Source organism: Streptomyces sp. NPDC001493 (assembly GCF_053597235.1).
The window spans coordinates 37,692-60,747 of sequence record NZ_JBSFHV010000002.1 but is presented as its reverse complement, the minus strand read 5'-3'; the positions used below and the strand labels follow the sequence as shown (position 1 = coordinate 60,747).

Sequence of the window (23,056 nt, the reverse complement as noted above, 5' to 3'; positions counted from 1 at the left end):
GCTCCCCCCGCGCCCGGCTGGCTGCCCCACCTCCCCTTCACCCGAATGAGGAGGAAATCGGACGACTCGTCACCGGGCGACTACGCTCCGGGCATGGACTCCAGGCGCCTGCTCCAGACCCTCGCCACCGCGCTCGGCACTGCCGGCCTGCTCGTCTCCGGTTGCACGAGCGGCGGTTCGACGCCCAGCGCGTCCGCCGTCGGCTCCTCGGCGACCGTCTCGGCCGAGGACCTCGCCCCGTACTACGCGCAGAAGCTGAAGTGGGGGGAGTGCGGCGTCGAAGGCTTCCAGTGCGCGACGATGAAGGCGCCGAAGAACTACGGGAAGCCGGGTGACGGCGACATCGATCTGGCCGTCTCCCGGAAGAAGGCGACCGGGCCGGGCGAGCGGATCGGCTCCCTCCTGGTGAACCCGGGCGGCCCCGGCGGCTCGGCCATCGAGTACCTCCAGGGGTACGCGGCCCTCGGCTACCCCGCGCAGGTCCGCGCCCGGTACGACATGGTGGCCGTCGACCCGCGCGGAGTGGCCCGCAGCGAGCCCGTCGAATGCCTGACCGGCAAGGAGATGGACGCGTTCACCCAGGTCGACCTGACGCCGGACGACGAGGCGGAGATCGACAAGCTGAGCGCGGCCTTCAAGAAGTTCGCCGACGGCTGCGAGAAGCGCTCCGGCAAGATCCTCCCGTACGTCTCCACTGTCGACTCGGCCCGCGACATGGACATCCTGCGCGAGATCCTCGGCGACGAGAAGCTGCACTACGTGGGCGCCTCGTACGGTACGTACCTGGGCGCGACCTACGCCGACCTGTTCCCGGACCGGGTGGGGCGCCTGGTCCTGGACGGGGCGCTGGACCCGTCGCTGCCCGCCGTCGACGTCAACCGCGACCAGACGGCCGGCTTCGAGGGCGCCTTCAAGTCCTTCGCGGCGGACTGCGTGAAGCAGAAGGACTGCCCGCTCGGCACCACGAGCACGGAGGACGCGGCGGCGGAGCTGAAGCGGCTCTTCCAGGACCTGGACGCCGAGCCGGTCCCGACCGGCGAGGACCGGAAGCTGGGTGAGTCCCTCGCGACCACGGGCGTGATCGCCGCCATGTACGACGAGTCCGCCTGGCCCCAGCTCCGCGAGGCCATCGCGGGTGCCCAGCACGGCGACGGCTCCGGGCTGCTCGCCCTCTCCGACAGCTACTACGAGCGCTCGCCCGACGGTTCGTACGCCAACCTCATGTACGCCAACTACGCGGTGAACTGCCTCGACCTGCCCGCCGCCTTCTCCGACACCTCCGCCGTGGAGAAGGCCGTCCCGAGCTTCGAGAAGGCCTCCCCGGTCTTCGGGAAGAACTTCGCGTGGGCGGCCCTGAACTGCGCGTACTGGCCGGTCGACCCCACCGGCACCCCGCACGCGACCCACGCGAAGGGCGCCGACCCGATCCTCGTCGTCGGCACCACCCGCGACCCGGCGACCCCGTACAAGTGGGCCGTCTCCCTCGCCGACCAGCTCACCTCCGGCACCCTGCTCACCTACGACGGCGACGGGCACACCGCGTACGGCCGGGGCAGCGACTGCATCGACACCGCGATCAACCGGTACCTGCTGGAGGGCACCGTCCCGAAGAAGGGGACGACGTGTTCCTGAGCGGGCTCCGGGCCCGTACCCGCATTCCCCGTGGGACCGCCCCGACCTGCCCCGGACCTCCCGCAGGGCCGCCCTGACCTGCGGGGAGGGCAGCCGGGGCGGGTGGTACGGAGCACTCCCGGAAACTGTGTAGACTTGGCCCCGCTGCTGATCGCACCATGGTGCGGCAGAGCGTGCCGCCTTAGCTCAGTTGGCCAGAGCAACGCACTCGTAATGCGTAGGTCTCGGGTTCGAATCCCGAAGGCGGCTCGGAATCGCCCCAGGACTCACTCGCCGTGACCTGGGGCTTTTTCATGCCGACGTACGCCCTTCAGCCTGCTCGGACGAACCTCATGGTGACCGAGTACATGAACTGGCCGACGTCCACGCACTCCCAACCGACGGCTCCGACGGAGTGCACGACCAGGTCGATCTCCTTGCGGATCTTCTTCATGGGGTTCCGGACCCGGGCCATGGCCCTGGGGTCGATGTCGATGGAGGCTTCGAAGACGTCGGCCCCCTGTGCGTGTGCGCGTCTGGCGTCCGCGACGAGTTTCTGTATCCGGATCGCGTGCAGTAGTCCCATGTGCGTCTCCCGCTCCGGGCTGTCGAGGGCCTGTTCGGCTCTCCAGCCGCCGTGTGGGCCCGGGTGATCGATGACGGGTTTCCTGGTCAGCCTTTCGTGTCGTGGGCTTGGTGGGCCGTCGTCCCGCAAGGCCGTGGGCCGGTTCCGGATTCGGGTTCGAGTCCGGGGCAGGTGGGCGGACCGCCGGTGGCGGTGGGTTCCGGCGGGGGAAGGGCCGTGGGTACGGCGGTGGCGGTGGCGGTGGGCATGGTCTGGAACGGGGACGGGGACGGGGGTGTAGGTGAGGGCGGAGGGGTGGGCGTGGGCGGAAGGGGGCGGTCCGGGGACAGGGACGGGGACGGGGGCCGGGGGGCGTGGGAGCGGGTGGGGGCCGGTTGCACGGTCGTCGGCGGGTGCGGGGCGGTGCCGCTCGCGGGGGAGCCGAGGAGGTTGCCCGTCAGCTCGACCGAGGCGCCGCAGAGGAGCAGCACCACGGCCAGCGTGGTCAGCCCGGCGGAGGCGCGCAGCGGCCGGGGCGCCGGGGAGCGCGGGTCGAGGTCCCTCATCAGTCCACGTACTCCTGAGCGACCTCGATGTAGGTGAAGCCCCTGACGTCGGGGTCGATCGTCGTCACGCCGGTCGCCGACGAGGCGATCAGGGTGTTGAGCAGACCGGTGATCGCCTCGCTCAGCGCCGACTCGGTGTCCGAGCCGTCGGCGATGAACAACGCCTTGGTCGCCACCTTCTCCAGCACGGCGCGCTGCGCCTTGCCGAAGCCGTAGGCGATCACGTGGGGGTGGCGCGGCCAGTGCCTGTCCGCGAGCTTGCGGAAGGCCTCCTGCCAGTGCGAGTCGGTCGGGCTGCCGTCGGTCAGGAAGAAGACCGTCGGCCGCAGGACGTCCAGGTGCTGCGCCCGCAGGTCGCTGACATCCCGGTCGATGCACTCCCGCACCCGGTCGAAGGTCTTGCCGTACTCCGTGCGCCCGCCGCAGATCACCTCGGGCATGGCCGCCACCTGCTCCATGTCCGACATCGGGATCACCACGTGCACGTCGGTGGAGAAGGCGACCACGCTGACCCGGGCGAACTCCGAGACGCGGGGGTTCATCGCCAGGCTGCGGTGCAGCCGGGCCAGGGTTGCGTTGAGTACGGCCTCGTGCGGCTTCATCGACGAGGACGCGTCGATCACCACGTAGGTGGGCAGGCAGAGCGACATGGTGCACCTCTGGGCTAGTGGTTGGCGGCGATGACGAACAGGAGGATCACGGCGATGACGGCTACGAGAACCCAGCCGGCCCACGCGTCGGACGAGGGCGGACACGGGGGCGTGCTCACCGGTTTCTTTTCGGGCTCGGGGGTGGGGTCGGGGGGCCGTGGGGACGGTCGCGGGGGCAGCGGGGGCAGCGCGGCGCGGGCGGGGCGTGGTGCGGCCCGGAGATAGGGGCCGCTGTTCAGCGCCTGGTTCAGCTGAGCGGCCGAGGGCCGCCGCTCGCGGTCGGTCGCGAGCAGCATGTCCAGCAGGACTTCGGAGACGGCGGGCTGGTTCTGCCACGGGGACGCCGCGACGGTGTGGAAGGCGTGGGCGTCCCGTTGGCCCGTCATGCACTTGGCGACGAGCAGGCCGATCCGGTAGCGGTCGGTGTACTCGTCCGCTTCGGTGCCCGCCGGTGTGAGCGGGTCGGCCCAGTTCGGCTGGTGGATGTCGGGCATCTTCTCCGGCCGGCAGCCGTCGACGTCGATGAGGTAGACGGAGCGCCGGTCCGGGCTCCAGAAGGCGTTGGAGAACGACCAGTCCGAGTAGACCAGGCCCAGCTTCTCCAGGACCGCGGCGAGTTCCGTCAGCCGGAGGCAGGCGGCCAGCCGGCCCGCGGAGCCGGGGGGTGTCAGTCCGATGCGCTCGATGGACTCGTCGGACTTCGCCAGCCAGTCGATCTCGACGAAGCGCCGCTCGCCGACCCCGCCGCGCCGCAGCTCGGAGCGGTAGTGCTCGGGTGCCATCGGGATCACACAGCCGACGACCGGGTTGCCGGGCTCCTGGATCCGGGCCGCGGGCCAGCACGTTCCGGCGTACAGGAGCGCGCGGTCCGCCTCCGGCAGCGTGCCCGGCGCCGAGATCAGCAGGTCGAGGCGGTGGGTGTCCTCCAGGTGCCGGCCCGGCCGGTACAGCTTGGCCAGCCAGCCCGGATGGTCCGCCAACGGCCGTACGGCGATGGCCTGGCCGTCGTGTTCCGAGATCGGGTCGGCCAGCGGTCCGAGATCGCCGAGGCCTACCGTCCGCGGCAGCTTCCAGCCCCGGGGATCGGCCGCCGGGCCGTCCGTGGTGCCGCCCGTGGCGCCGTACGTGGAACGGGGCCCGGTCATGGGCGGCCACCGTTCCACAGCACGACCGCGGTGCGGTCGTCGAGGCACTGCGGTGCGTCGAAGCCGACGTCGGCGGTGAACCGGGTGGCCGGGACCGGCGAGCGCCAGGCGTTCGCGAAGTACTCGTTGACGTGGCCCGAAGGGTCCGCCCACGCGTCGCCGATGCCGTCCGTGACCAGGGCGAGGGCGGCGCCGGGCGGCAGCGTGAGGTAGTGGTCCCGGGCCAGGTGGGGGGTGTCCGGCAACCGGCCGGCGACCTCGTTCGAGACGACCGCCGCCGCCCGGTCCTTGGCCTCGCCGGAGGTGAACCGCCACAGCGGGACCCGCGGGTCGAGCGTCCACGCCGAACTGTCGCCGAGCCAGGAGACCCAGACCTTCGCGACGCCGTTCGCGTCCGGCTCGGCGAGCACCGCGGTGATCAGCACGGTGGCCATGTGCGAGGTGGTGACGCCCCGGCCGGCCGCCTGGGCGGCGATCGAGGCCGCGATCCGCCCGTACAGCTCCTGCGCGTCGAGCCTGTCGAAGCCCACCGTCTCGATCTGCTCGCGGAGCAGGGTGACGGCCTGGCTGGAGGCAGTGGTGGCGCCGGTGTCGGACCAGGCCGCGCTGGACAGGCCGTCGGCCACGGCCACGATCGCGTACCGGCTGTCCCGGGTGCGCCCGATCCGATAGGAGTCCTGGCGTGGCCCGGCGGGGTGGCCGCAACGGTGGCCGGGCCCGATGACCGAGGCCCCGCAGACGGTGAAGGCGCCGACCACGGCCTCGTCGGCGGCGATCCCGTTCTGCGCCGTGCGCTCCGGCAGCAGCCAGGGGTAGCCCTGGGCGCGGGCGCCGTCGCCGAAGCGGGGGACGCTGAGGTCGGTCGGCCGCTCGCGCAGGAACGGCCGGGGCCTCGGGGGCTGGGGGGCGGCCGGTCCGCCGGCGTAGCGGCAGACCGGAACCGGTGCGCCGGGCCCGGGTTCCGGAGCGGGCCCGTCCTGCCGCCGGTACGGCGTCGTGGCGGACCCGGATCCCAGCACGGCCGCCGCGCCGACGACACCCACCGCCGCGAGGGCGAACACGTTCACCAGCGGGCCGTACCGCTGGTGCGCCGTGCCGACCTCGATGAAGGCGCCGACGACGACGGCCGTCAACAGCACCACCCGCAACCGTCCGTCCATGAGCCCGTCCTCACGGCTCTCGTCCCGGCTTCCGTCCCGGATCACCGCGGTTCTCCTGAATTCCGGTCATGCGGTCCGGAAGCGAAATGCTGAGAGCCGTGCTGCACCGCGAACACCTCACCCGAACGGGACGCGGAATTGATCTGGATGACGATGTCCGGCCTTTCCGGGATACGCAGCGACGCCAGCGCCGTTACGTCCCGGGCGAGTTCCGGGTTCTGTTCGAGCAACTGGGCCAGAACCTCGGTCCAGTGGTCGACGGCACCGGCTTCGACCGCTCCCCTCGTGGCGGTCGACTGCCGGTCCAGCTCGACGGACAGCTCGTCGCGGCGGCGGTCGCGCGACTGGGCGAGGACCCGGCCCATCAGCCTCCGCGCCTCCTGCCAGAGTTCGGTGCCCATGGCGGAGACCAGAGCGGTGGCACCGCTCGTGGCCAGTACCGCGAGTTCCTCGTTCATCGGTGCGGCTCAACTCCGCTCGTCGCGGCGGACGTACTGGTTGCCCCGGTGCACGGCGAAGACGGTGCCGTTCTCCGAGGCGTGGACGAGCTGCTCCGCGGTCTGCGGTCCGGGCCGCGCGGGCCCCTCGACGGAGCCGGGCTCCCGGTCGGTGACGGCCTGCGGCCCGACGGGGCTGCCCGGGTACCAGAGCCAGGCCCGTGCGGCGTACTCCTTGACCTGGACGTCGACCGGGGTGAAGGCGTCGGCTTCGAGTCCCTCGTAGCCGTGCCCGACCGTCTCCTCGTGGACGTGGCGCGAAAGGATCGCGGCCAGCGGCGTGCCGGTGGTGCCGGTCAGGGCCGCGTGCCGCAGCGGGGCCGAGTCGAGCAGCCGGGCCAGCACCTCGAAGGGGGCGCCGGAGGCGGTGCCGTCCGGATCCAGCCGGATCTCCCCCGCGTGCACCGCGGCCCGCACCCGCAGCCGGGTGTCCGTGCCGGCGTGCCGGTTGTGCTCGCGGATGCGTGAGCACAACTCCGGGAGCAGCGGGAACAGCAGCCCGGCCTTGGGCAGTCCGGCCGGGGCGATCAGCCGGCAGCCGTCGCCGGTGTCGGCGGACGCGAACTCCCGCGCGTCCAGATCCGCCGTACCGAGAGCGTGGGACAGAGCGGAACGCAGGACGCCGCGGATCTCCTGCAGACGCCGCTCGCCGCGGCCCCCCGAGCCCGTGATGTCGCACGCCAGCAGGGCGCGGTATTCGTACCTCGGATTCACCCATTCCTCCGTGATCGCGACGGGCGCAGGCAATTCGAAGATCAATTGCCTGCGTCCGGTTATCCGTTGTCACCAAGATGCTGGGTGAGACCGTAGAGGAGGGGTCCCCGAAGAGAACGGCTACTAATACGGCTTGTGCGGCTTCGGCCGCACGAAATGGAGAGGTGTGGCCCATGAGCAACACACGTCTGCGCGGCGCTGCGGCCTACTGGCCGTCGGCCGGGCTGCTCGGCCGGCTCGACGAAGACGACCGCCGCGTCCTCATGGGACTCGGCCACGAAGTGGCCTACCCGGCCGGCCAGATCACCATCCGCGAAGCCGACCGCTCGGACTTCGCGCTGCTCCTGCTCGGCGGCATGGTGAAGGTCACCGCGCACGCGCAGGACGGCCGCGAAGCGCTGCTGGCCGTACGGATGGCAGGAGACCTGGTCGGAGAGCTCGCGGGGATCGACAGCCAGCCGAGGGTCGGCACCGTGACCGCCTGCGGAAGGGTGCTGGCCCGCTACATCCTCCGTACCGAACTGGTGGCGTGCACGCGACAGCACCCCGCCATCGGACTCGCGCTCAACGCGAGCGTGGTGGCCAAGTTGCGTACGGCGACCGGTCGGATCGTCGACTTCACCGGCTGCGACGTGCTCGGACGACTGGCCAGAATCCTGCACCACCTGGCCGTCACCTACGGGCGGCCCGGTCAGCACGAGGCCCGGCTCCCGCTCTCACAGCCGGAGATGGCCACCCTGGTCGGCGCGGCGGAGTCCTCGATCCACAAGGCCCTGAGGTCGCTGCGGGAGTCCGGCGCGGTCGTGACCGGCTACCGCAGCATCACGATCCTCGACCTGGACCACCTCGCCCGGATCGCCGCCGCGGCCGGGCCCGACGGCGATCTCGCCGAACACGTAAAAACGCCGGGTCCGCCTGGCGCTTCGGCGCCAGTGTGACCGGCTGAGGGAAACCCGAATCCGGGAGAAGACGGGGAAACAGATGGCTGAGAACAACGGTGTTCCGGAGCATCTCCGGCGCGTTCAGGTGGGTGACGTAGCCGGAACGGTGATCGTGGGCAACGGCAACGTCCTGACCAACATCACCGCCGAGTCGGGTTCGAGCGTCACCGTGCACGGAGGCCCGCTGCCGGTCCCGGTCAGGCGCCGGCCGATCGCGCAGCTGCCGCGGTCCGCCACCGAGCCGCTTTTCGGGCGGGCGCGGGACGCGGACGTGCTGCGCGGTGCGATCGAGACCCGTCAACTGGTGCAGATCTGGGGCGAGTCCGGGATCGGCAAAAGCGCGTTGCTGCGTCACCTCGCGCGCACCGTGCCGCCCGGACCCGAGGGCGTGGCCTACGTCGAGGCCGGCGGACGTACGGCCGACGACATCGCGCAGGCGCTCTTCGACATCAGCTTCGACGCGCCCCACTACAAGCCGTCGACGGAGGTGCTGAAGGAGCACCTGAAAACCCTGCGGCTGCGGATCTACCTGGACGACGCGGGACTCGACGAGAACGACCTGCGGCGGCTCTTCGACATGGCCGGGCAGTCCACGTTCGTCTTCACCGCGCACCAGCGCTCCGCGGTCGACAGTGTGCACGCGATCAGGCTCGACGGGCTGGAGGCGCCGGCGGCGGTGGAACTGGTGGGGTCGCTGGTCTCCCGCGAACTCCTGCGGGAGGAGGCGCGGATCGTCCCCGCGCTGTGCGACGCGGTGGAGGGCAACCCGCTCCGGCTGCGGCGCATCGCCCTGGCTGCCGCCACCGGCCACGGCCTGCCGGGCATCGGCGACCTTCCCGGGCTGCTCCCCGCACTGCTGGACAGGCTCGACCCGCTGGAGAGCGATCTGCTGTACCTGCTCGGCTCGCTGTCCGGCGCCGAGCTCGACCCCCGGCACCTCGACGGCCTGCTCGGCCGTCCGGGTACCGAGGCGCTCGCCGAGGGGCTGACCCGGCACGGCCTGCTGCTCGCCTCGGAGACCGGCTACAGCTGTCCTCCGGACGTCGCCGCCTGCGCGCTGGGCCGGCGGCAGACGGTGTTCCCCGCCGACCAGCTCTGCCGGGCGTTCACCGCGTGGGTCGAGGCGCGGGACACCACTCCGGACGACGTCGCGGCGCACTTCCAGGCCCTGGACGCCGCGGTACTGCGGGCTCAGAGCGGCGGACACCCGCAGCTCGGCGTCGCGCTGGCCCGTGCCGCCTCGCCGAAGCTGGCGCTGTCCCGGCAGTTCGACGCGTGGGGCAGCCTGCTCGGAGCCGGCTGGGCGGCGGCGAGGAGCGCGGGAGACGCGCGGGGCGAGGAGTTCTTCCTGGGTGAGGCCCGCAACCGCCGGAGGGCGATCGGGCGGGTCGCGCTGACGACGGCCCTGGGGGCCGAAGCGGCGGTGCTGGTGCAGGAACTCGCCTCCCTGCACGCGCACTCCGTGACCCAGCAGGCGGTCCACGAGGCGTTGGCGCACGCCGCGACGGTCCATGCGGGTTCGGTCCCGGCGGCGATGGGCGGCACGGCGCCGGTCCACTCGTTGCCTTCGGTGCCCGGCGCGGCCCACGCGCCGACCATCGCGCACCCGAACGTCGTCGCTGCGGCTCCGGGGCACACGGCCGCACCCGTGACGGCGCACACGCCCGTCACCGCCCACGCGCCCGTGGTCCCGCACGCGCCTGTGGCCACGCACGCGCCCGGGGTCGCCCACGCGCCCGGGGTCGCCCACGCGCCCGGGGTCGCCCACGCGCCCGTCACCGCGCACGCGCCCGGGGCCGCGCAGGCGCACGTGCACGCCGTGAGGCCGGTGTTCGACGCTTCCGCCGGGCACATGTCCCACGCCGGGATCACCACCACGACCACGACGGGCGCGGGCCACTCGGCCGTCGTCGCCGTCGGGGCGGGGGGCGCCAAGGTGTCGGGCCTGGTGCTCGCCTGCGCGCTCGGCTTCGCGGCCGTGGTGGGCGTGGGATTCGCGGTCAACGCGCAGGACCGGCCGCCCTCGTCCGTATCGGACTCGTCGGTGTCGGACTCCTCCCTGTCGGACTCGTCCTCGGGTCTCGCGGTCGGCTCCGACAGTGGTGCGAGCACGGACGAGAACACCTCCGAGACCTTCGATCCGGTGTGCTCGACGCTGATGCTGGAACTGGGCCCGGAAATGGAGCAGTCCGGCGCCGATGCCGATACCGCGTCCGCCGCGATCGACTCGTACAACAGCGCCATGGCCTCCTACAACTCGGGCGCCACATCGGTCGCGCCCGACCCGGGTGAGTCGGAGTCCGGTATCGCCGCCGTCATCAGCGACCTGGAAGCGATCGAGTCCACGTTGCAGGACGCCTCTTCGGAAGCCGAGGACAGCGCCGTCGAGGGCGATCTGGAGGTCATGCTGACCGCCGTCCAGGAGGCGAAGGACCAGTACGAGGCGTACGCGGCCGATCCGGAGCACTCCGAGGTCGACCCGTCGAGCCAGAACGCGGCGATGAGCTCGGCCCTGGACAGCATGCAGACCGACTGCGGTGGCTGACCCCTCCTCCCGACCCGGCTCCCGCGGCCCGCCTTCCCGGCCCGCCGTCCGCGGCCGACTTCCCAGCCCGACCTCTCAGCCCGACCGACAGAAAGGCAGGCCATGCCGGCGGAATCCGCACATGGGGACATCCACGCCGGGGACGTCTCCGGCACCTTCATCGTGGGGGACAACAACCACGTGACGAGCACGACCCACGAACCCGAGCAGCAGCAGTCCCAGCAGTCCCAGCAGGAAGCGCAGGCGCAGGTGCAGCAGCGGAACTCGGCGACGGACCGGGCGGCCGTCTTCGCGGTCGAGAACGGCCCCCAGTACGTCACCTACTACGCCGGAGCCGAGCGCGCCGGGGAAGACTGAGAACGAGGGAGTGCCCCGGCCGGGGTCCGGCCGGGGCACTTCCGCGTGCGGGGCGTTCAGTCCCTGTCGGTGAGCAGCTCGAGGTCCTGGGCGCTGAGCGTCGCCGTCTTCAGCAGCTCCCGGATCAGGTTGACGCTGAGGGTCGAGCCGACCGGTTCGCCGACCTCGTCGCGCAGCAGCCCGCGCACGCCCCGGCGGTTCAGCCGTTCGCGCACGTCCTCGACCGTGTTCGCGGCCGACTTGTGGGTCCAGGACTTGGTCGCGTACGGGGAGGCGTTGACCAGGCGCGCGGTGTCCTCCCAGGGGAGCGGGAGCGGGAAGGCGTCGTGGCCCTCCAGGTAGCGTCGGGCGAGAGCGGTGAGTACCAGCCTTTCCTGTGGGGCGAGTTCGTAGACCGTCTCGGGGTCCACGGTCTCCGCGCCGCCGGTGGTACGGGGGTTGCGGTCGTCCTCGTCCACGACGCGGACCTCCACCAGGTGGGAACGCCGCTTGGAGGAGTTGATCACCAGTGGGGTGTACCCGGACTCGATGAGCCGCTTGTGGCCGGTGAGCATCAGCACCCCGTCGGGCAACTCGATCGGCAGGTTGCCGGTGTTGACCAGCCACCAGTCGCCGTCCGCGGCCGTGCAGGTGAACACACCGTGCCGACGGCTGACGGTCGGGTCGTCGACACCGACCGGCACGTGGACGTCCTCGCGGTCGCGCCCGAACAGCAGCGTGTACCGGCGCGGCGGTACGGCGTACCCGCCCTCCGGACCCAGTACGAAGATCGTGCCCGGGGGTGCCGAGGGCACCCGGTCGGAGGGGCTGCCCGGCGGCAGCATCTGGGGTGGGAAGTTTCCGTACGCCATGCGCCTACCTCCGGCTCGGGGTCGCGTCAGTGTAGGAGCGCCCCGTGGGGACCGTTCCTCCGCCGGATGTGCACCCGGCTTGATTCCTTCGCCGACGCCAACTGGTTTTGCCTGGGCCGGAGTCGCTCGATAGCCTGCCCGCCCTGAGCACGAGCGGTCGGAGGACTGCTGATGATGGATGGCACGGTCGCCGAACCTCTGGGCGCGGACGATCCGCAGGAGATCGGCAGTTTCCACCTCATCGGGGTGCTCGGAGTCGGCGGCATGGGCGAGGTCTACCTCGGGGCTTCCGACAAGGGGTACGCCGCCGTGAAGCGGGTCCGGCCGCGGTTGGTCTCCAGCGAGCGTTTCGAGCGCGAGGTCGGCATCCTCTACCGGGTGCCGGCCGGTGTCGCGCCGCGGGTGCTGGCGAGCGACGGCACCGCGGAACGCCCCTGGTTCGCCGCCGAGTACGTGCCCGGACTCACCGTGGACGAGGCGGTCCGGATGCGTGGCCCGCTGCCCGCCGAGGCGCTGTGGCTGCTGCTGGCCGAGACGGCCGCCCACCTGGCCGCCGTGCACGCGTCGGAGATCGTGCACCGCGACGTCAAGCCCGGCAACGTCATGCTGGTGCGGGACGGGGTGAAGCTGATCGACTTCGGGATCGCGCGCGCGGCGGACCAGGCGAGGCTCACCAGGAGTGGTGGCAGCTACGGAACGCAGGGGTTCTCGGCACCGGAGCAGCAGGCCGGGGACGAGCACGTGGGCGCCCCTGCGGACGTCTACGCGCTGGGGGCGCTGGTGCTGTACGCGGCCTCGGGCCGCACGCCCGGTGTCGTCCCGGACGCCGAGCCGCTGCGTGCCGTGGACGCCGGCCTCGCCGCCGTCGTCGGGTCCTGTTTCGCGGACGCCCCCGGAGCCCGCCCCACCGCCGCCGAGCTGGCGGAGAAGGCCTGTGCGCGGCTGCCGGTTCCCGCTCCCTCCTGGCCTTCTGAGGTCATGGCGCGCATCGCCTCCCGACGGGCCTTCGCCACGACGCCGGTGAGCAAGCTGGAGACCGTCCCGCCACCGGACCTGGACGCGGATCGGACGCCCGGCACCCCGGAGCCGCCCGACGCGCCGCCCCGCCGCCGACGCGCACGCCTCTTCCTGCTCCCGGCCGCCGCGGTGATCGCCCTGGGCGCCGCGGCGGGGTTCCTGCTCGACCCGTCGGTGTTCCGGCACCGGGACGCCGCGGATCCGTCCGGCCGTGCGTCGGTCGGTGCCGAGCCCGTGGCGGAGGTGACACCGACCGCCTCCGGGATCCCGAGCCGTCCGGCCTCACCCGTCGGCGAGTCCGGCAAGCCCGGCGAGTCCGCGGGCCGGACCCCGGCCGGCCCGGCCGGCCCGGCCGGCCCGGCCGGCCCGGCCGGCGCGGGTGCGACCGCCGTGCCGAACGCGTCCGGCGGCAGGGCGGGTTCGTCCGCCCGTCCCACCGGGCCCGCCGCGTCCGTCCTGCCCGCCACGTCCCCGGCGGCAGCCACCTCCGTCGACTCGGCGGCGATCGGGGGGATCAACGGCGGCGACGACCCGGCCCAGGTGGAGGGTTCCGAGGTGGACGTCTCCTGGGTCGGCCCCACCGCCGGCTGCTCCGCCTGGCTGGACGACAACGGCGGCGGCGAGCTCGCCGGGGTGCTCAACACCTCGCTGGGCCAGAGCTGCGGCGCCGAACTCCACCGCAGCGACGGCATCGCGCACGCGTTCTACGCCAACCTGGGCGCGGCGAAGACGAGTTACCTCTCGGACGTCGGGCGCACGATGTGGATCTGCGTCTGGAACGCGAACGACCGGTCCGGCGAGAGGTGCTCCGCCCGCTTCGCCATGAACGGCCGGACTCCGGTCGAGGGGTGAGACACGCCCCCCGCGCATCCCCTCCCGCACGGCCGGTGCGGAGCGGGGAGCGCGGCGCCCGCGTGCCGGACGACCGGCGGATGTACGGGAGATGACCTGCGGGTGTGGCGTGCGCGGCGACTCGGGCCGAAGCCGATCTTCGCCGCCCGCACGGGTACGGGCGACCCTACGGTGATCCCGTGCGGACACGGCAGCAGTCAGGTGACGGCAGGACCGAGGCTTCCCAGCGGACGACCCGGGCGCGCCCGGCGGCCGGGCGTTCCGGGCCCGGTTACGCCCCGGGCGTGCTGCTCGGCATCCAGCGGGCCGCGGGAAACGCGGCGGCCTCGGCGGTGGTGGAGAACGCCCAGCGGGGGCGGGCGCCGGCCGCACCGGCCCCCGTACCCGCACCAGCACCCGCCGGCGCACCTGCCCCCGCCCGCGCACCGGCGTCGGTGGCCTCCGGGCAGGCCGGGGCGGGGATGGTCCTGCCGCCGTATCTGGCATCGCTGGAGACGGCAGGCCTGTCGGCGGTGTACGGGCTGACCGGGCACGAGTTCGTCGAGGGCGCGGTGAGGAGGGCCGTCGGGTTCGGGGCCGCCACCTCCGGCGGGAGAGCTGTCGGAGGCACCACCCCCGACGAGATCTCCGACGAACTGGCCGGGCGGCCGGAGTCGTTCTTCGGGCAGGGGCGCGCCTTCGCGGTGCAGGGCCCCAAGGGCAAGGACTGGTTCGACGTCACGGTCAGGATCACCCCGGCCGACGACGAGACACCGCCCGTCTTCCACACGAAGAAGGAGCGGGACGCGCTTCCGGCCGAGCGGCAGGGCCCCGAGGGGGCCGTGCTGGACCATCCGGAGGGCAAGGAGACCAAGGTCGACGTCCAGCACAACTCGGTCGCCACCGCGAGCGTGACCTCGGGCGACTCGTCCAGCATGGGCGTGGGCGGCACGGCCTTCCTGCTCTGGCCCGGTCTGCCGGGAACGTGGGGCGGCGTCGCCGTCACCGGCGGGGTGCGGCCCTGGGAGAGCAGCGAGGAGTCCCGGACCCAGCGGACCGCCGCGGAACCGCGCGTCCTGCGCAGCGACAAGGGCACCGTCGAGGTGGACCGCAGGGTGCGGTTCGACGTACGGGTGCAGAAGAGCGGTACGCGGGAGGTCCAGCCCTTCCTGCGGACCGGGACGCTCAAGCAGCGGGTGCCCACCGAGCATCTGGTCCCGGACGGCACCGTGGCACCGCAGGCGCCGGCCGAACCGGAGATCCTGAGCCGCGGGTTCGCCCGGCGGGTCCGGCTCGCCGACTCCCTGGCCCCGGTCGGCGTGTCGGAGGAGGCGGCCCCCCACAAGGGCGGCGGCGGGCTGTTCGACACGGTCGCCTCCGTCCTGCACCAGTCGGTCACGGCCCCGGGCGCGCCCGGTCGCGCCCGGCTGTACGAGGCGACCTCGACGGCGAGCGTCCTGGAGGACCTGCCCCGGCTGCTCGGAGACGGGGTCGTCGGTGAAGACCTGTGGGCCAAGGACGGTAAAACGGCGAGCAGTTACCGCCTGCGGGCCGACATCGCGGGCCTGGCGCCCGCCTGGCCGACCGGCAAGACCCAGTTGCGGACCCATCAGCAGTCCCAGCACACCGCGACCGCGACCGCGAGCGACGGGCGCGCCGCCCGGCTCGGCGTGGGGCCGGCGGTCGGCTTCGGGGCTCCCGCCGGTGTGGCTGTCGCACGGGGCACGGTCATGCCCGTGGGGGGCATCCGCAAGGCCCGGTTCTCCGTGAACGAGCAGACGGTGACGAACCGTCAGGGTGCCGAGGTGCGTGGCGAGAAGGCGCTCTATCTGGCGACCGTACGGCTCACCGCCGAAGGTACGGGCCCCAAGTCGGGCGCGGTGGTCCTGAACCCGCGGCTCGGCACGGCCACGCACTCGATGAAGGTGTGGATGAGCCTGCGCTCCGACGAGGCGCGGGAGCTCGGGCTGCCGCTGCCGCCGGGCGCGGAGGCCGCGGAGTTCGTGAAGAAGCCGAAGAAGACCGGCGAGGACGGCCAGGAACACGAGGTCGAGCGGCATCTCGCGTACGAGAACGGCTCCAGCGTCACCCTCAGCCATGTCGACAGCCGTCCGATGATGGACGCCGTGACGGAACTGTTCGGGAACGACGCCCGGTTGGCCGGATACCTTCCCCTCTTCGGGGGGACCCCGGCGGTGAAGATTTCCACCCGGGAGGAGGCCGAGGCCCAGCGGGGCAACTACCGCAGCCTCGCGCTCGCCCTGTCGGAGGCCAACCTCAAGGCGAACAAGGCCCAGCTGCTCTCCACCGGTATACCGGTGCGGCTGCGCCGCAAGTCGAAGATGCACAGCCATGACGTGCTGGTCCGGGTCAAGGGGCGGCTCGACGGCACCCACTACCTCGGCGACACCAAGGACTGGATGGTGCGCGGCCACTCCGGCATCACCAGCAACGCCCAGACGGGGCGGAGCAGTTCGCGCTCGGTCGGCGTCCAGGGTCTGGGGCAGGTCCGGTTGATCCCCGGCATCCTGACCGCCTCGGCGCGCTACGAGAAGCAGTGGTCGGGCAAGCGCCGCAACCAGGGCGGCCCCAGCACCCGTACCGACACCCTGACCAACGGCTCCGAGACCGCCTCCGTCTTCGGCGCGTCGCTCCTGCTCGACGTGGACGTCTCCATGACCTCCCGGCCGCGCAAGCTCGCCCGGACCGTCACCCCGGGCAGCCCCGGCCGCCAGGCGCCGACGGCGGAACCGGTCAGCACGCTGCACCTGGGCGGGCAGGACGTCAGGCTGAGCACGCCGCAGGAGTTCACGCTGGACGGTTCGGAGAAGTCCGAGCAGGACGCGGACGCCGAGCGGCGCAAGGCGCGGCCGGCCAGGCTGGAGCGCCCCTTCACCCTCTCGGGCATCGGCGACCTGGCCGGGCTCGTCCAGAAGCCCGCCGCCGGGTCGGTGGTGCGGGACTGGCAGCTGCTGGAGACCGTCGGCGACGGCGGGGCCGTCCGGGATCTCGCCTTCGCGCTGCTGTCGAAGGCCGCCGCCCGGGGCACGAGCGCGCAGGGGGACGACGCGCTGGCGACGGAGGGCCTCGCGCCGCGGCTGGCGATCGAGGAGCGGCTGAGCCCGCAGGCGCTGCACGCCGCACTGCGGCAGGCGACGTCCTCGGGCTGGGTGGTGAAGGACCTGCGCCACGCGCGCCGCCTCGCCGCGCTGAACGGGGCGGTCGGCAGCCGGATGACCCTGGCCAACCCGAAGTTCCTGCACAGGGGGGCGGGTCCCGGTACGGAGACCCTGGTCCTGGGCGGCCACCAGAGCGCCGGGCAGGAGGGGCGGAGCACCAGCGGCACGTGGCAGTTCGGGGCCACGGGCTCGGAGGTCGTCGCGGGCGGCCGGACGAGCCAGGGGCTGGCGTACTACCGCACCTCGTCGGAGGGCGGGGCGGACACCTCCGCCGTCTCCGGCACCGTCGAACGGAACGCCCACACGCCGAAGAAGGCCCCGCTCTACCTGGTCCAGTGCGACCTGCTGGTCCACATGGTGGCCGAAGTCGAGGTCACCACCGGCGGACCGTACGTCGAGAGCCGCGCCCTGACCCTGCCGGCCGAGGCCGCGGTGTGGCTGACGGAGGCACAGCTCCCGGCGTCCGTGCGCAAGCAGGTGGAGCGGAGGGAGAAGCAGGAGGCCGAGGCGAAGGCCGCCGCCGAGGCGCAGGCGGCCCGGCAGCGGGGTCCGGAGACCGGGGAGAGCTCGCGTACGGGCGCCGAACGGGCCGCCCGCGAGGGTGCGGGCGGCGACCGGGCCACGGCAGCCACCCCCGCCACGCCCGGGGCGGGGACCACCGCTCCCGTCAAGCCCACCGCGCGCCCTTCGGGAGCCGGGCGCACCCTCGACCGTGCGCTGCCGCTCGGTTTCGGCATGATCGAGAACCTGCCGAACTTCGTGCCGCTGCTCGGGATGTTGCGTGACAGCCTCGCGGGGGGCCCGCGGAAGAGGCTCGCGGAGGATCTCCTGCCGAGGCAGCAGCTCAACGACCGCCACGACAACGTGCAGCGGCTGCTCCGGGTGCTGGACCGGAGCGGTTCCACCGGGATGTTGTCCAGTGCGATGGACGGCGGCGTCACCGTCGAGCTGTTCGACGGCCGCAACACGCCCTACTGGGCCGTGTTCAGGATCGACCGGTCGGACCACGGCACGTTCCTGGAGGACGCGGACGACGGGCGGGACATGGAGTACATCACCGCGGCCGTCGGCCAGCAGGCCGGCGCCCGTGACCAGGGGGTGACGCATGGGGTGGAGGGCGTCTTCGCCGGTTCGGCCCGGCCCGAGGAGGGGCTGGGCGGCCTGAAGGGCGTGGGCGGCGGGGGCGGCGCGGGGTTCGCCACCGGTTCGTCCCGGCGCCATGGCTCCGCGAGCCGGGGCCAGGTGGGCATGAAGATGGTCGCCGAGGCCAAGTCCGCGCCTTCGGCGAAGATGCGGGTGCCGGTCACGGCGAACCTGGAGCTGTTCGGCGCCTCGGGGACGCGGGTGACGCTGGCCAGGATGAGCGGACTGGAGCTGACCCACCGGGTGCCGGTGAAGGACCTGGAGGCCCTCGCCCGGGTGCGCCCGGCCGCCCCGGCCCCCGCGCCCGCCCGGACCGCCGCGCCCACGACCGCGCCCGCCGCCGGTACCGCCGTCCCGGCGGTGGGCGGCTCGACCCCCGCCGGCCGGTCCGGTGCGGCCCGGCCCGACCACGGGGCCTGGCGGGCCCGGGGGGTGCGGCTGCCCATGGAGGCGCAGGTCAACGGGTTCCAGGGAGCCGGACGCGTACGGCAGTTGATGGAGACCGCCGTCAAGGCGGCAGGGGGCGGCGAGCGCTTCCGGGGCAAGGGGCAGGCGGCGGCGTACGCGCTGAACGAGGCGATCTCCACCGAGTGGATGATCGCGGCGCTGCCCCTGCTGGTCTCCGCCGGGGCGGACCTGCCGCCGGTGCACGCCAGTGGCGTCGAAGGCCAGGATCTGCGGGCCTCCGTCCATGCCCGGTTGCGGCAGGGGCGGGTTCTGGGCGTCGGCGACACGATGACGTTCGAGACGGTGGGCCAGAGCCACCTCGGAGCGGCCCGCCCGACCCAGGGCGACGGGTCCGGCTCCGCCGAGCACAGCAGGTCGGGACGGGGGATGGGGGGCGCGGCCCTGCTCAATCCGGACGAGCTCCGGCTCAACCAGCTGATGGGCACGGTAGGCGGGTCGGGCGGCGCCGCCGCCGCGGCGGGCAACTCGGCCGGGTCCTGGCCGCTGGTCAAGCCGAAGATGAAGTCGGCGCTCGTCCAGTTCACCCTGGACGTCAGGGTGGTGGCCGAGGTGAGCAACCGGGCCCGGTCCGCCGTGGGCCTGGACGGCACCGGAGGTCCCACCGTGCGGGAGCTGACGCTGCCGCAGCCGGTGGTGATCCGGGTGCCGGAGCCGATGGCCAAGCGCATGGTGCAGGCGGCCGGCTCCGAACTCCGCGACCCGGAGAACTGCTTGGGACTGGCCCCGGCGGCGGCCCCGACTCCGCCTGCCGCCTCGTAGCCCGGCCGCCTCCGAGCCCCGGTCGTCCCGTGGCGCCCCGGCAGCCTCGCTCCCCGCGGCCCCCGGCCCCCGACCCCCGCACCTCCGGGCTCCGGGGGTGCGGGGGTGCGGGGCGGCCCCGGCTCACTCCGAGCCCAGCGAGGTGACGAGCTCGACCCGTCGTCGTATCCCCAGCTTCCGGTAGGTGTTGGTCAGATGGGTCTCCACGGTGCGCCGGGCCAGGTGCAGCAGGTCGGCGATCTCGGTGTTGGTGTGGCCGTCGGCGGCCAGCCGGGCGATGCGGCGTTCGCTGGCGGTGAGGGAGTGCGCGCCGGTGACGGCGCGGGTGGGGCGGCGGGCGCCGCTCTCCCGCAGGGCCTGCTCCGCGAGGGTGCGCAGCCGTACCGCGCCGAGCCGTTCGGCGCGTTCGACCGCCTCACGCAGGCATCTGCGGGCGTGGGCGTGCTCCCCGGCGGCGGTCAGCGCCCGGCCCTGCGCGAGCAGCGCGCCGGCCAGTTCCGTGCCGACCTCCGTCGGTGAGTCCCGCAGCAGCCGTACGGCCTCCTCGGCCATCCGCAGACCGCGGCGCCCGCCGGTGACCGTCCCGAGCACCCGCAGCGCGCGGCCCACCGGGCGCGCGGTGCCCCAGACGCGGGCCAGGCGGAGCTCCTCCTCGGCCAGTGCGAGCGCCTGCCCGGGACTGCCCAGGACCAGGCAGCAGAGGGCGGCCGCCGTGCGCCACGGGGTGACGACCGGGCTGATCACCTGGCGTTCGGTCTGGCGGCGCCCGCACTCCAGGAAGTCGTGCAGCGCCCCCGCCGGATCTCCCGCCGAGGCGCGCTGGAGGCCTCGCGCGTAGAGGAACCGGTTGCGGCCCCAGGAATCGGGTGCCTCCCGCAGGTCGAAGGCGTTCGCGAGCCGCCGGGCCTCGGCCGTGCGGCCGGCCTCCACGAGCCCGGCCAGCACATGGGCGTGGGCGGGGGCGAGCCCGGTGGACCCGGGGGCGGGGGGCCCGGCCGGCAGGCGGGTGTACTCGCCCCGGGCGGCCGCGATGTCGATGCGTACGTTGACCAGCGCCATGTGCATGGGGTGGGGCAGGTGGGGGAGCCGGCCGGCCAGGCCGCGGTCGACCAGCTCCTCGGCCTCGTCGAGTTCGTCGGCCCACTGCGCGACCGCGGCCGCCGCGCCCAGCAGGAACGGTTCGGCCAGCGGGTCGGAGGGCTCGGCGAGCAGGACCCGCACCTTCCGCATCGCCTCGTCGGCCGAGGTCAGCCCGGCGGTGGCCGCGTACCGGACGAGCAGCGCCTGAGCTGCCGGGCTGACCAGCTCCGGGGTGCGTTCCGCGGTGGCGCGGAGCCACCGGTAGACCTCCCGGCGGACCGTCTTGTCCTGGTCGGAGAGGAGCACCGTCGCGCTCTGCAGGGTGTCCGCCAGGCCGGGGTGGCCGGCGAGCTGGCCGTCGGCCCTGCGCAGCACCTCCAGGGCCGCGCGCGTCCTGCCGCGCCCGGCGAGCGCGGTGCCCAGGGCGACGGCCGCGCGGACCCGTTCACGCGGGGTGCCCGCCAGCGCGAGGGCCTCGGTGAACCGGGGGATGGCGGCGGACGACTGGGCGCCCGCGTACTCCAGGGAGCCCAGGTCGGTCAGCAGCCGCTGCCGCTGCCCGGCGGGGAGCGGTTCGTCCAGGGCGCGGCGCAGATACGCGACGGCGTCGCCGGTCCGTCCGGCGCGCAGGGCCAGCGTGGCGGCGCCGTGCAGCGCGGTGGGCGCCCAGGGCTGACCCACCGGACCGGCGAGCAGCAGATGCCCGGCGACCGTCTCGGCGGGGGCGCCCCAGCGCCGCGTCACCTCGGCCGCCGCCCCGCGTACGGCGTACCGCCGGGTCGCGGGGACGCAGGTGAGGACCGCGTCCCGCAGCAACGGATGGGCGTAGCGGGGCCTGCCGTCGCCGCCGGGGCGCAGCAGGCCCAGCCCGGTCATCGCGGTGAGCCACCCCGTCACCCGGGCCGGATCGGCGCCGGACAGTTCGGCGAGCAGCCGGCCGAGCTCCTCGGCGGCCCGGTCCGGGCCGGTGCCGGCGGGGCGGGGCTGCTCCGGGACCCTGAGGTCCGGCTCCGTGCTCCTGCGGTCCGGCTCCTCGTCGAGGGCCGCGAGGACGCGCGCCACCTCCGTGGTCTCCGCCCCGGCGCTCTCCAGCCACCAGGACACCGCCGCCGCGTACGCCCCCGGGTACAGCGCGGCGGCGCTCTCGGGCACGGCCGGGAGGGCGCCGGAGGCGCCGAGGTCGTCCAGGAGGGCGCGCAGCAGCAGCGGGCTCGCCGCGCCCGCCCGGGTGCACGCCTCGACCCACGCCCCGGTGGCCGAGGGGAACCTGGCGCGCACCAGGCCGGCCGTCGCGTCCGCGGTGAGCGGGGCGAGGGTGTGGCTACGGACGAGGGCGGGGGAGAGGCCGCGGGCGAAGCCCGGTGCGGGCGCGCCCACGTCGTACTGGCTGCGTTCGGTGACCACCAGCAGCACCGGCAGCCGGAGCCGGTCCACGTGCCGGGCGGTCTCCACCAGCCACCGGTACGAGGACGCGTCGGCGAGGTGCACGTCGTCCACGGCCACCAGGAGCGGGACCTGTTCGGCCCGGGTGAACAGCAACTGCCGCAGCCGGTCGCCCTGTTCCCGGTCGTCCTGGCCCCGGGGGTCCTGGCCCCGGTCGCCCTGTTCCCGTTCGTCCTGTTCCCGGGTGTTCCGTTCCCCGTCGCCGCCCTCTGCCCGCTCGTGCCGGCCCCGCTGTTCGGCGGCGCCGTTCGTGCCGCTCCCGCAGGGGGGTTCCGGCGCCGTCCCGGAGCGCAGCAGCTGCCGGACGGTGGCAAAGGGAACCGTGGCGTCGTCGGGGGAGCAGCGGGTCCGCAGCACCCGCATACCGTGCCCGCCGGCGGCCTCGGCGGCGGCCTCCAGCACGGTGGTCCGGCCGGTGCCGGTGGCCCCTCGGAGGAGTACCGCACCACCGTGGCCTGCGCGGGCGCGGGCGGCACTCGTCGCGATCAGTTCTGCCGCACCCCTGTGCTCGCGCGGTTGCTCACTGTAGGGTCCGGACATTCTGTCCCTTCCTCGCGACGGTCGAGAACGGGGCGTCCCCCGCGTACCGCCCCGGGCGCCGTGCCCGCGGCGGGTGGTGCTGTGATCCGCGGCCACCGCCGATCTCGTGGTGCCTCTCGTGGTGTTCCACGATGGCGGGCGCCCCAGCCGTTCCACAAAGGTGGAAGACGTGGACCCGCCGTCGACCGGAAGCCGGGTTCCACGCACGCGGACATGGGGGAATTCGGTTGCACAGCGCCACACGCAGCACACAGCCCGGCCCGGCCGACGCCGTGGAGCGGATACGTGTCGCGGTGCACACCAGGGACCCGATCTCGCGCGAAGGAGTCCACAGCCAGCTGCGCCGGTACCCGGAGATCGACCTCCGGGACACGAGCGAATCCGGCCCCGGAATGGTGCTGTTGCTCGTCGAGGACTCGCTCGACGAGGCGGTGCTGACCCGGCTGCGCCGACTGGTGCGCAGTGAGGGTGCGCGGGCCGCGCTCGTGGTGGGTGCGCTGCGGGAGGCCGAACTGCTCGACGTGATCGAGTGCGGCGTCGGCGCCATCGTGTGGCGCCACGAGGCCACCGCCACCCGGCTCCTGCAGGCGGTCCACGCGGCCGCCCGCGGCGAGGGCGACCTGCCGTCCGACCTGCTCGGCCGGCTGATCACCCAGGTGGGGTCGCTGCACCGCAGCGTGGCAGGCCGGCCCGGCGCCCCCGTGTCGGGGCTGACACCGCGTGAGGTCGACGTACTGCGGCTGGTGGCCGAAGGGTTCGACACCGGAGAGATCGCCAAGAAGCTGTCCTACTCCGAACGCACGGTCAAGAACGTCATGCACGGAATGACCACCCGACTGCACCTCCGCAACCGGGCGCACGCCGTGGCTCAGGCTTTGAGGGAAGGCTACATCTGACCGGAAGGGCAACCGGAGCCGCCCCTGGGGGCGGCACGGTCTGCCCGGCCGACGTCCCGGCGCGACTGCGGGGACGGGCGGCGCGGGAGGCAGGATCG

At 73.7% G+C, this 23,056-nt stretch carries 16 protein-coding genes and 1 tRNA gene; 8 read left to right on the top strand and 9 right to left on the bottom strand.

Annotated features, from left to right (window positions below):
- Positions 1-93 precede the first annotated feature (93 nt).
- Together ACWCWD_RS02825 and ACWCWD_RS02820 are read left to right on the top strand one after the other, a co-directional pair.
- Positions 94-1,632 (top strand): alpha/beta hydrolase, encoded by a 1,539-nt coding sequence (locus ACWCWD_RS02825; protein WP_450769747.1) that lies wholly within the window; start codon positions 94-96, stop codon positions 1,630-1,632.
- 175 nt (positions 1,633-1,807) lie between these two features.
- Positions 1,808-1,881, top strand: a tRNA-Thr gene (locus ACWCWD_RS02820).
- Between the two features lie 61 nt (positions 1,882-1,942).
- Here the strand turns inward: ACWCWD_RS02820 and ACWCWD_RS02815 are convergent.
- The 7 genes from ACWCWD_RS02815 to ACWCWD_RS02785 form a co-directional block, all read right to left on the bottom strand.
- Positions 1,943-2,197 (bottom strand): hypothetical protein, encoded by a 255-nt coding sequence (locus ACWCWD_RS02815; RefSeq protein ID WP_450769746.1) that lies wholly within the window; start codon positions 2,195-2,197, stop codon positions 1,943-1,945.
- A gap of 86 nt (positions 2,198-2,283) precedes the next feature.
- Positions 2,284-2,742, bottom strand: coding sequence for a hypothetical protein (locus ACWCWD_RS02810; protein WP_450769745.1), 459 nt, complete (start codon positions 2,740-2,742; stop codon positions 2,284-2,286).
- Positions 2,742-3,392 (bottom strand): vWA domain-containing protein, encoded by a 651-nt coding sequence (locus ACWCWD_RS02805; RefSeq protein ID WP_450769744.1) that lies wholly within the window; start codon positions 3,390-3,392, stop codon positions 2,742-2,744. The genes ACWCWD_RS02810 and ACWCWD_RS02805 overlap by 1 nt, the downstream gene beginning before the upstream one ends.
- Before the next feature lie 14 nt (positions 3,393-3,406).
- Complete coding sequence (locus ACWCWD_RS02800) at positions 3,407-4,537, bottom strand: hypothetical protein (protein ID WP_450769743.1); 1,131 nt, start codon at positions 4,535-4,537, stop codon at positions 3,407-3,409.
- A complete protein-coding gene (locus ACWCWD_RS02795; RefSeq protein ID WP_450769742.1) occupies positions 4,534-5,742 on the bottom strand; it encodes a protein phosphatase 2C domain-containing protein in 1,209 nt (402 codons plus the stop codon). The genes ACWCWD_RS02800 and ACWCWD_RS02795 overlap by 4 nt, the downstream gene beginning before the upstream one ends.
- The gene (locus ACWCWD_RS02790) at positions 5,739-6,155 is read right to left on the bottom strand and encodes a hypothetical protein (protein ID WP_450769740.1); all 417 of its coding nucleotides are present in this window, start codon (positions 6,153-6,155) and stop codon (positions 5,739-5,741) included. The genes ACWCWD_RS02795 and ACWCWD_RS02790 overlap by 4 nt, the downstream gene beginning before the upstream one ends.
- A 9-nt stretch (positions 6,156-6,164) precedes the next feature.
- Positions 6,165-6,908, bottom strand: coding sequence for a hypothetical protein (locus ACWCWD_RS02785; protein ID WP_450769739.1), 744 nt, complete (start codon positions 6,906-6,908; stop codon positions 6,165-6,167).
- 173 nt (positions 6,909-7,081) lie between these two features.
- Here ACWCWD_RS02785 and ACWCWD_RS02780 point away from each other — a divergent pair, with 173 nt between their 5' ends.
- The 3 genes from ACWCWD_RS02780 (at position 7,082) to ACWCWD_RS02770 (ending at position 10,751) form a co-directional block, all read left to right on the top strand.
- On the top strand, positions 7,082-7,846 hold the full coding sequence (locus ACWCWD_RS02780) for a Crp/Fnr family transcriptional regulator (RefSeq protein WP_450769737.1): 765 nt from the start codon (positions 7,082-7,084) through the stop codon (positions 7,844-7,846).
- A gap of 43 nt (positions 7,847-7,889) precedes the next feature.
- On the top strand, positions 7,890-10,394 hold the full coding sequence (locus ACWCWD_RS02775) for a hypothetical protein (protein ID WP_450769735.1): 2,505 nt from the start codon (positions 7,890-7,892) through the stop codon (positions 10,392-10,394).
- A gap of 102 nt (positions 10,395-10,496) precedes the next feature.
- A complete protein-coding gene (locus ACWCWD_RS02770; protein WP_450769734.1) occupies positions 10,497-10,751 on the top strand; it encodes a hypothetical protein in 255 nt (84 codons plus the stop codon).
- 56 nt (positions 10,752-10,807) lie between these two features.
- On the opposite strand, the gene ACWCWD_RS02765 is transcribed toward ACWCWD_RS02770, so the two are convergent.
- A complete protein-coding gene (locus tag ACWCWD_RS02765) occupies positions 10,808-11,602 on the bottom strand; it encodes an FHA domain-containing protein (protein ID WP_450769732.1) in 795 nt (264 codons plus the stop codon).
- A gap of 171 nt (positions 11,603-11,773) precedes the next feature.
- Between ACWCWD_RS02765 and ACWCWD_RS02760 the strand changes: the two genes are divergently transcribed.
- Both ACWCWD_RS02760 and ACWCWD_RS02755 read left to right on the top strand, forming a co-directional pair.
- Entirely contained in the window at positions 11,774-13,471 is a 1,698-nt protein-coding gene (locus tag ACWCWD_RS02760) for a protein kinase domain-containing protein (protein ID WP_450769731.1), read from the top strand.
- A gap of 179 nt (positions 13,472-13,650) precedes the next feature.
- Positions 13,651-18,999 (top strand): hypothetical protein, encoded by a 5,349-nt coding sequence (locus tag ACWCWD_RS02755; protein WP_450769730.1) that lies wholly within the window; start codon positions 13,651-13,653, stop codon positions 18,997-18,999.
- Between the two features lie 123 nt (positions 19,000-19,122).
- Here ACWCWD_RS02755 and ACWCWD_RS02750 read toward each other — a convergent pair whose 3' ends face one another.
- Positions 19,123-22,062 carry a LuxR C-terminal-related transcriptional regulator gene (locus tag ACWCWD_RS02750; RefSeq protein WP_450769728.1) on the bottom strand — a complete coding sequence of 980 codons (2,940 nt, stop codon included), beginning with the start codon at positions 22,060-22,062 and terminating at the stop codon, positions 19,123-19,125.
- Positions 22,063-22,289: 227 nt separating this feature from the next.
- Between ACWCWD_RS02750 and ACWCWD_RS02745 the strand changes: the two genes are divergently transcribed.
- Positions 22,290-22,958: a response regulator transcription factor gene (locus ACWCWD_RS02745; protein ID WP_450769726.1), complete on the top strand. Its 669-nt coding sequence runs from the start codon at positions 22,290-22,292 to the stop codon at positions 22,956-22,958.
- Positions 22,959-23,056 lie beyond the last annotated feature (98 nt).

Coding starts and splice junctions, on each gene's coding strand:
- ACWCWD_RS02825 (WP_450769747.1), top strand. CDS start 94: ATGGACTCCAGGCGCCTGCTCCAGACCCTCGCCACCGCGCTCGGCACT.
- ACWCWD_RS02815 (WP_450769746.1), bottom strand. CDS start 2,197: ATGGGACTACTGCACGCGATCCGGATACAGAAACTCGTCGCGGACGCC.
- ACWCWD_RS02810 (WP_450769745.1), bottom strand. CDS start 2,742: ATGAGGGACCTCGACCCGCGCTCCCCGGCGCCCCGGCCGCTGCGCGCC.
- ACWCWD_RS02805 (WP_450769744.1), bottom strand. CDS start 3,392: ATGTCGCTCTGCCTGCCCACCTACGTGGTGATCGACGCGTCCTCGTCG.
- ACWCWD_RS02800 (WP_450769743.1), bottom strand. CDS start 4,537: ATGACCGGGCCCCGTTCCACGTACGGCGCCACGGGCGGCACCACGGAC.
- ACWCWD_RS02790 (WP_450769740.1), bottom strand. CDS start 6,155: ATGAACGAGGAACTCGCGGTACTGGCCACGAGCGGTGCCACCGCTCTG.
- ACWCWD_RS02780 (WP_450769737.1), top strand. CDS start 7,082: ATGAGCAACACACGTCTGCGCGGCGCTGCGGCCTACTGGCCGTCGGCC.
- ACWCWD_RS02775 (WP_450769735.1), top strand. CDS start 7,890: ATGGCTGAGAACAACGGTGTTCCGGAGCATCTCCGGCGCGTTCAGGTG.
- ACWCWD_RS02770 (WP_450769734.1), top strand. CDS start 10,497: ATGCCGGCGGAATCCGCACATGGGGACATCCACGCCGGGGACGTCTCC.
- ACWCWD_RS02765 (WP_450769732.1), bottom strand. CDS start 11,602: ATGGCGTACGGAAACTTCCCACCCCAGATGCTGCCGCCGGGCAGCCCC.
- ACWCWD_RS02760 (WP_450769731.1), top strand. CDS start 11,774: ATGATGGATGGCACGGTCGCCGAACCTCTGGGCGCGGACGATCCGCAG.
- ACWCWD_RS02750 (WP_450769728.1), bottom strand. CDS start 22,062: ATGTCCGGACCCTACAGTGAGCAACCGCGCGAGCACAGGGGTGCGGCA.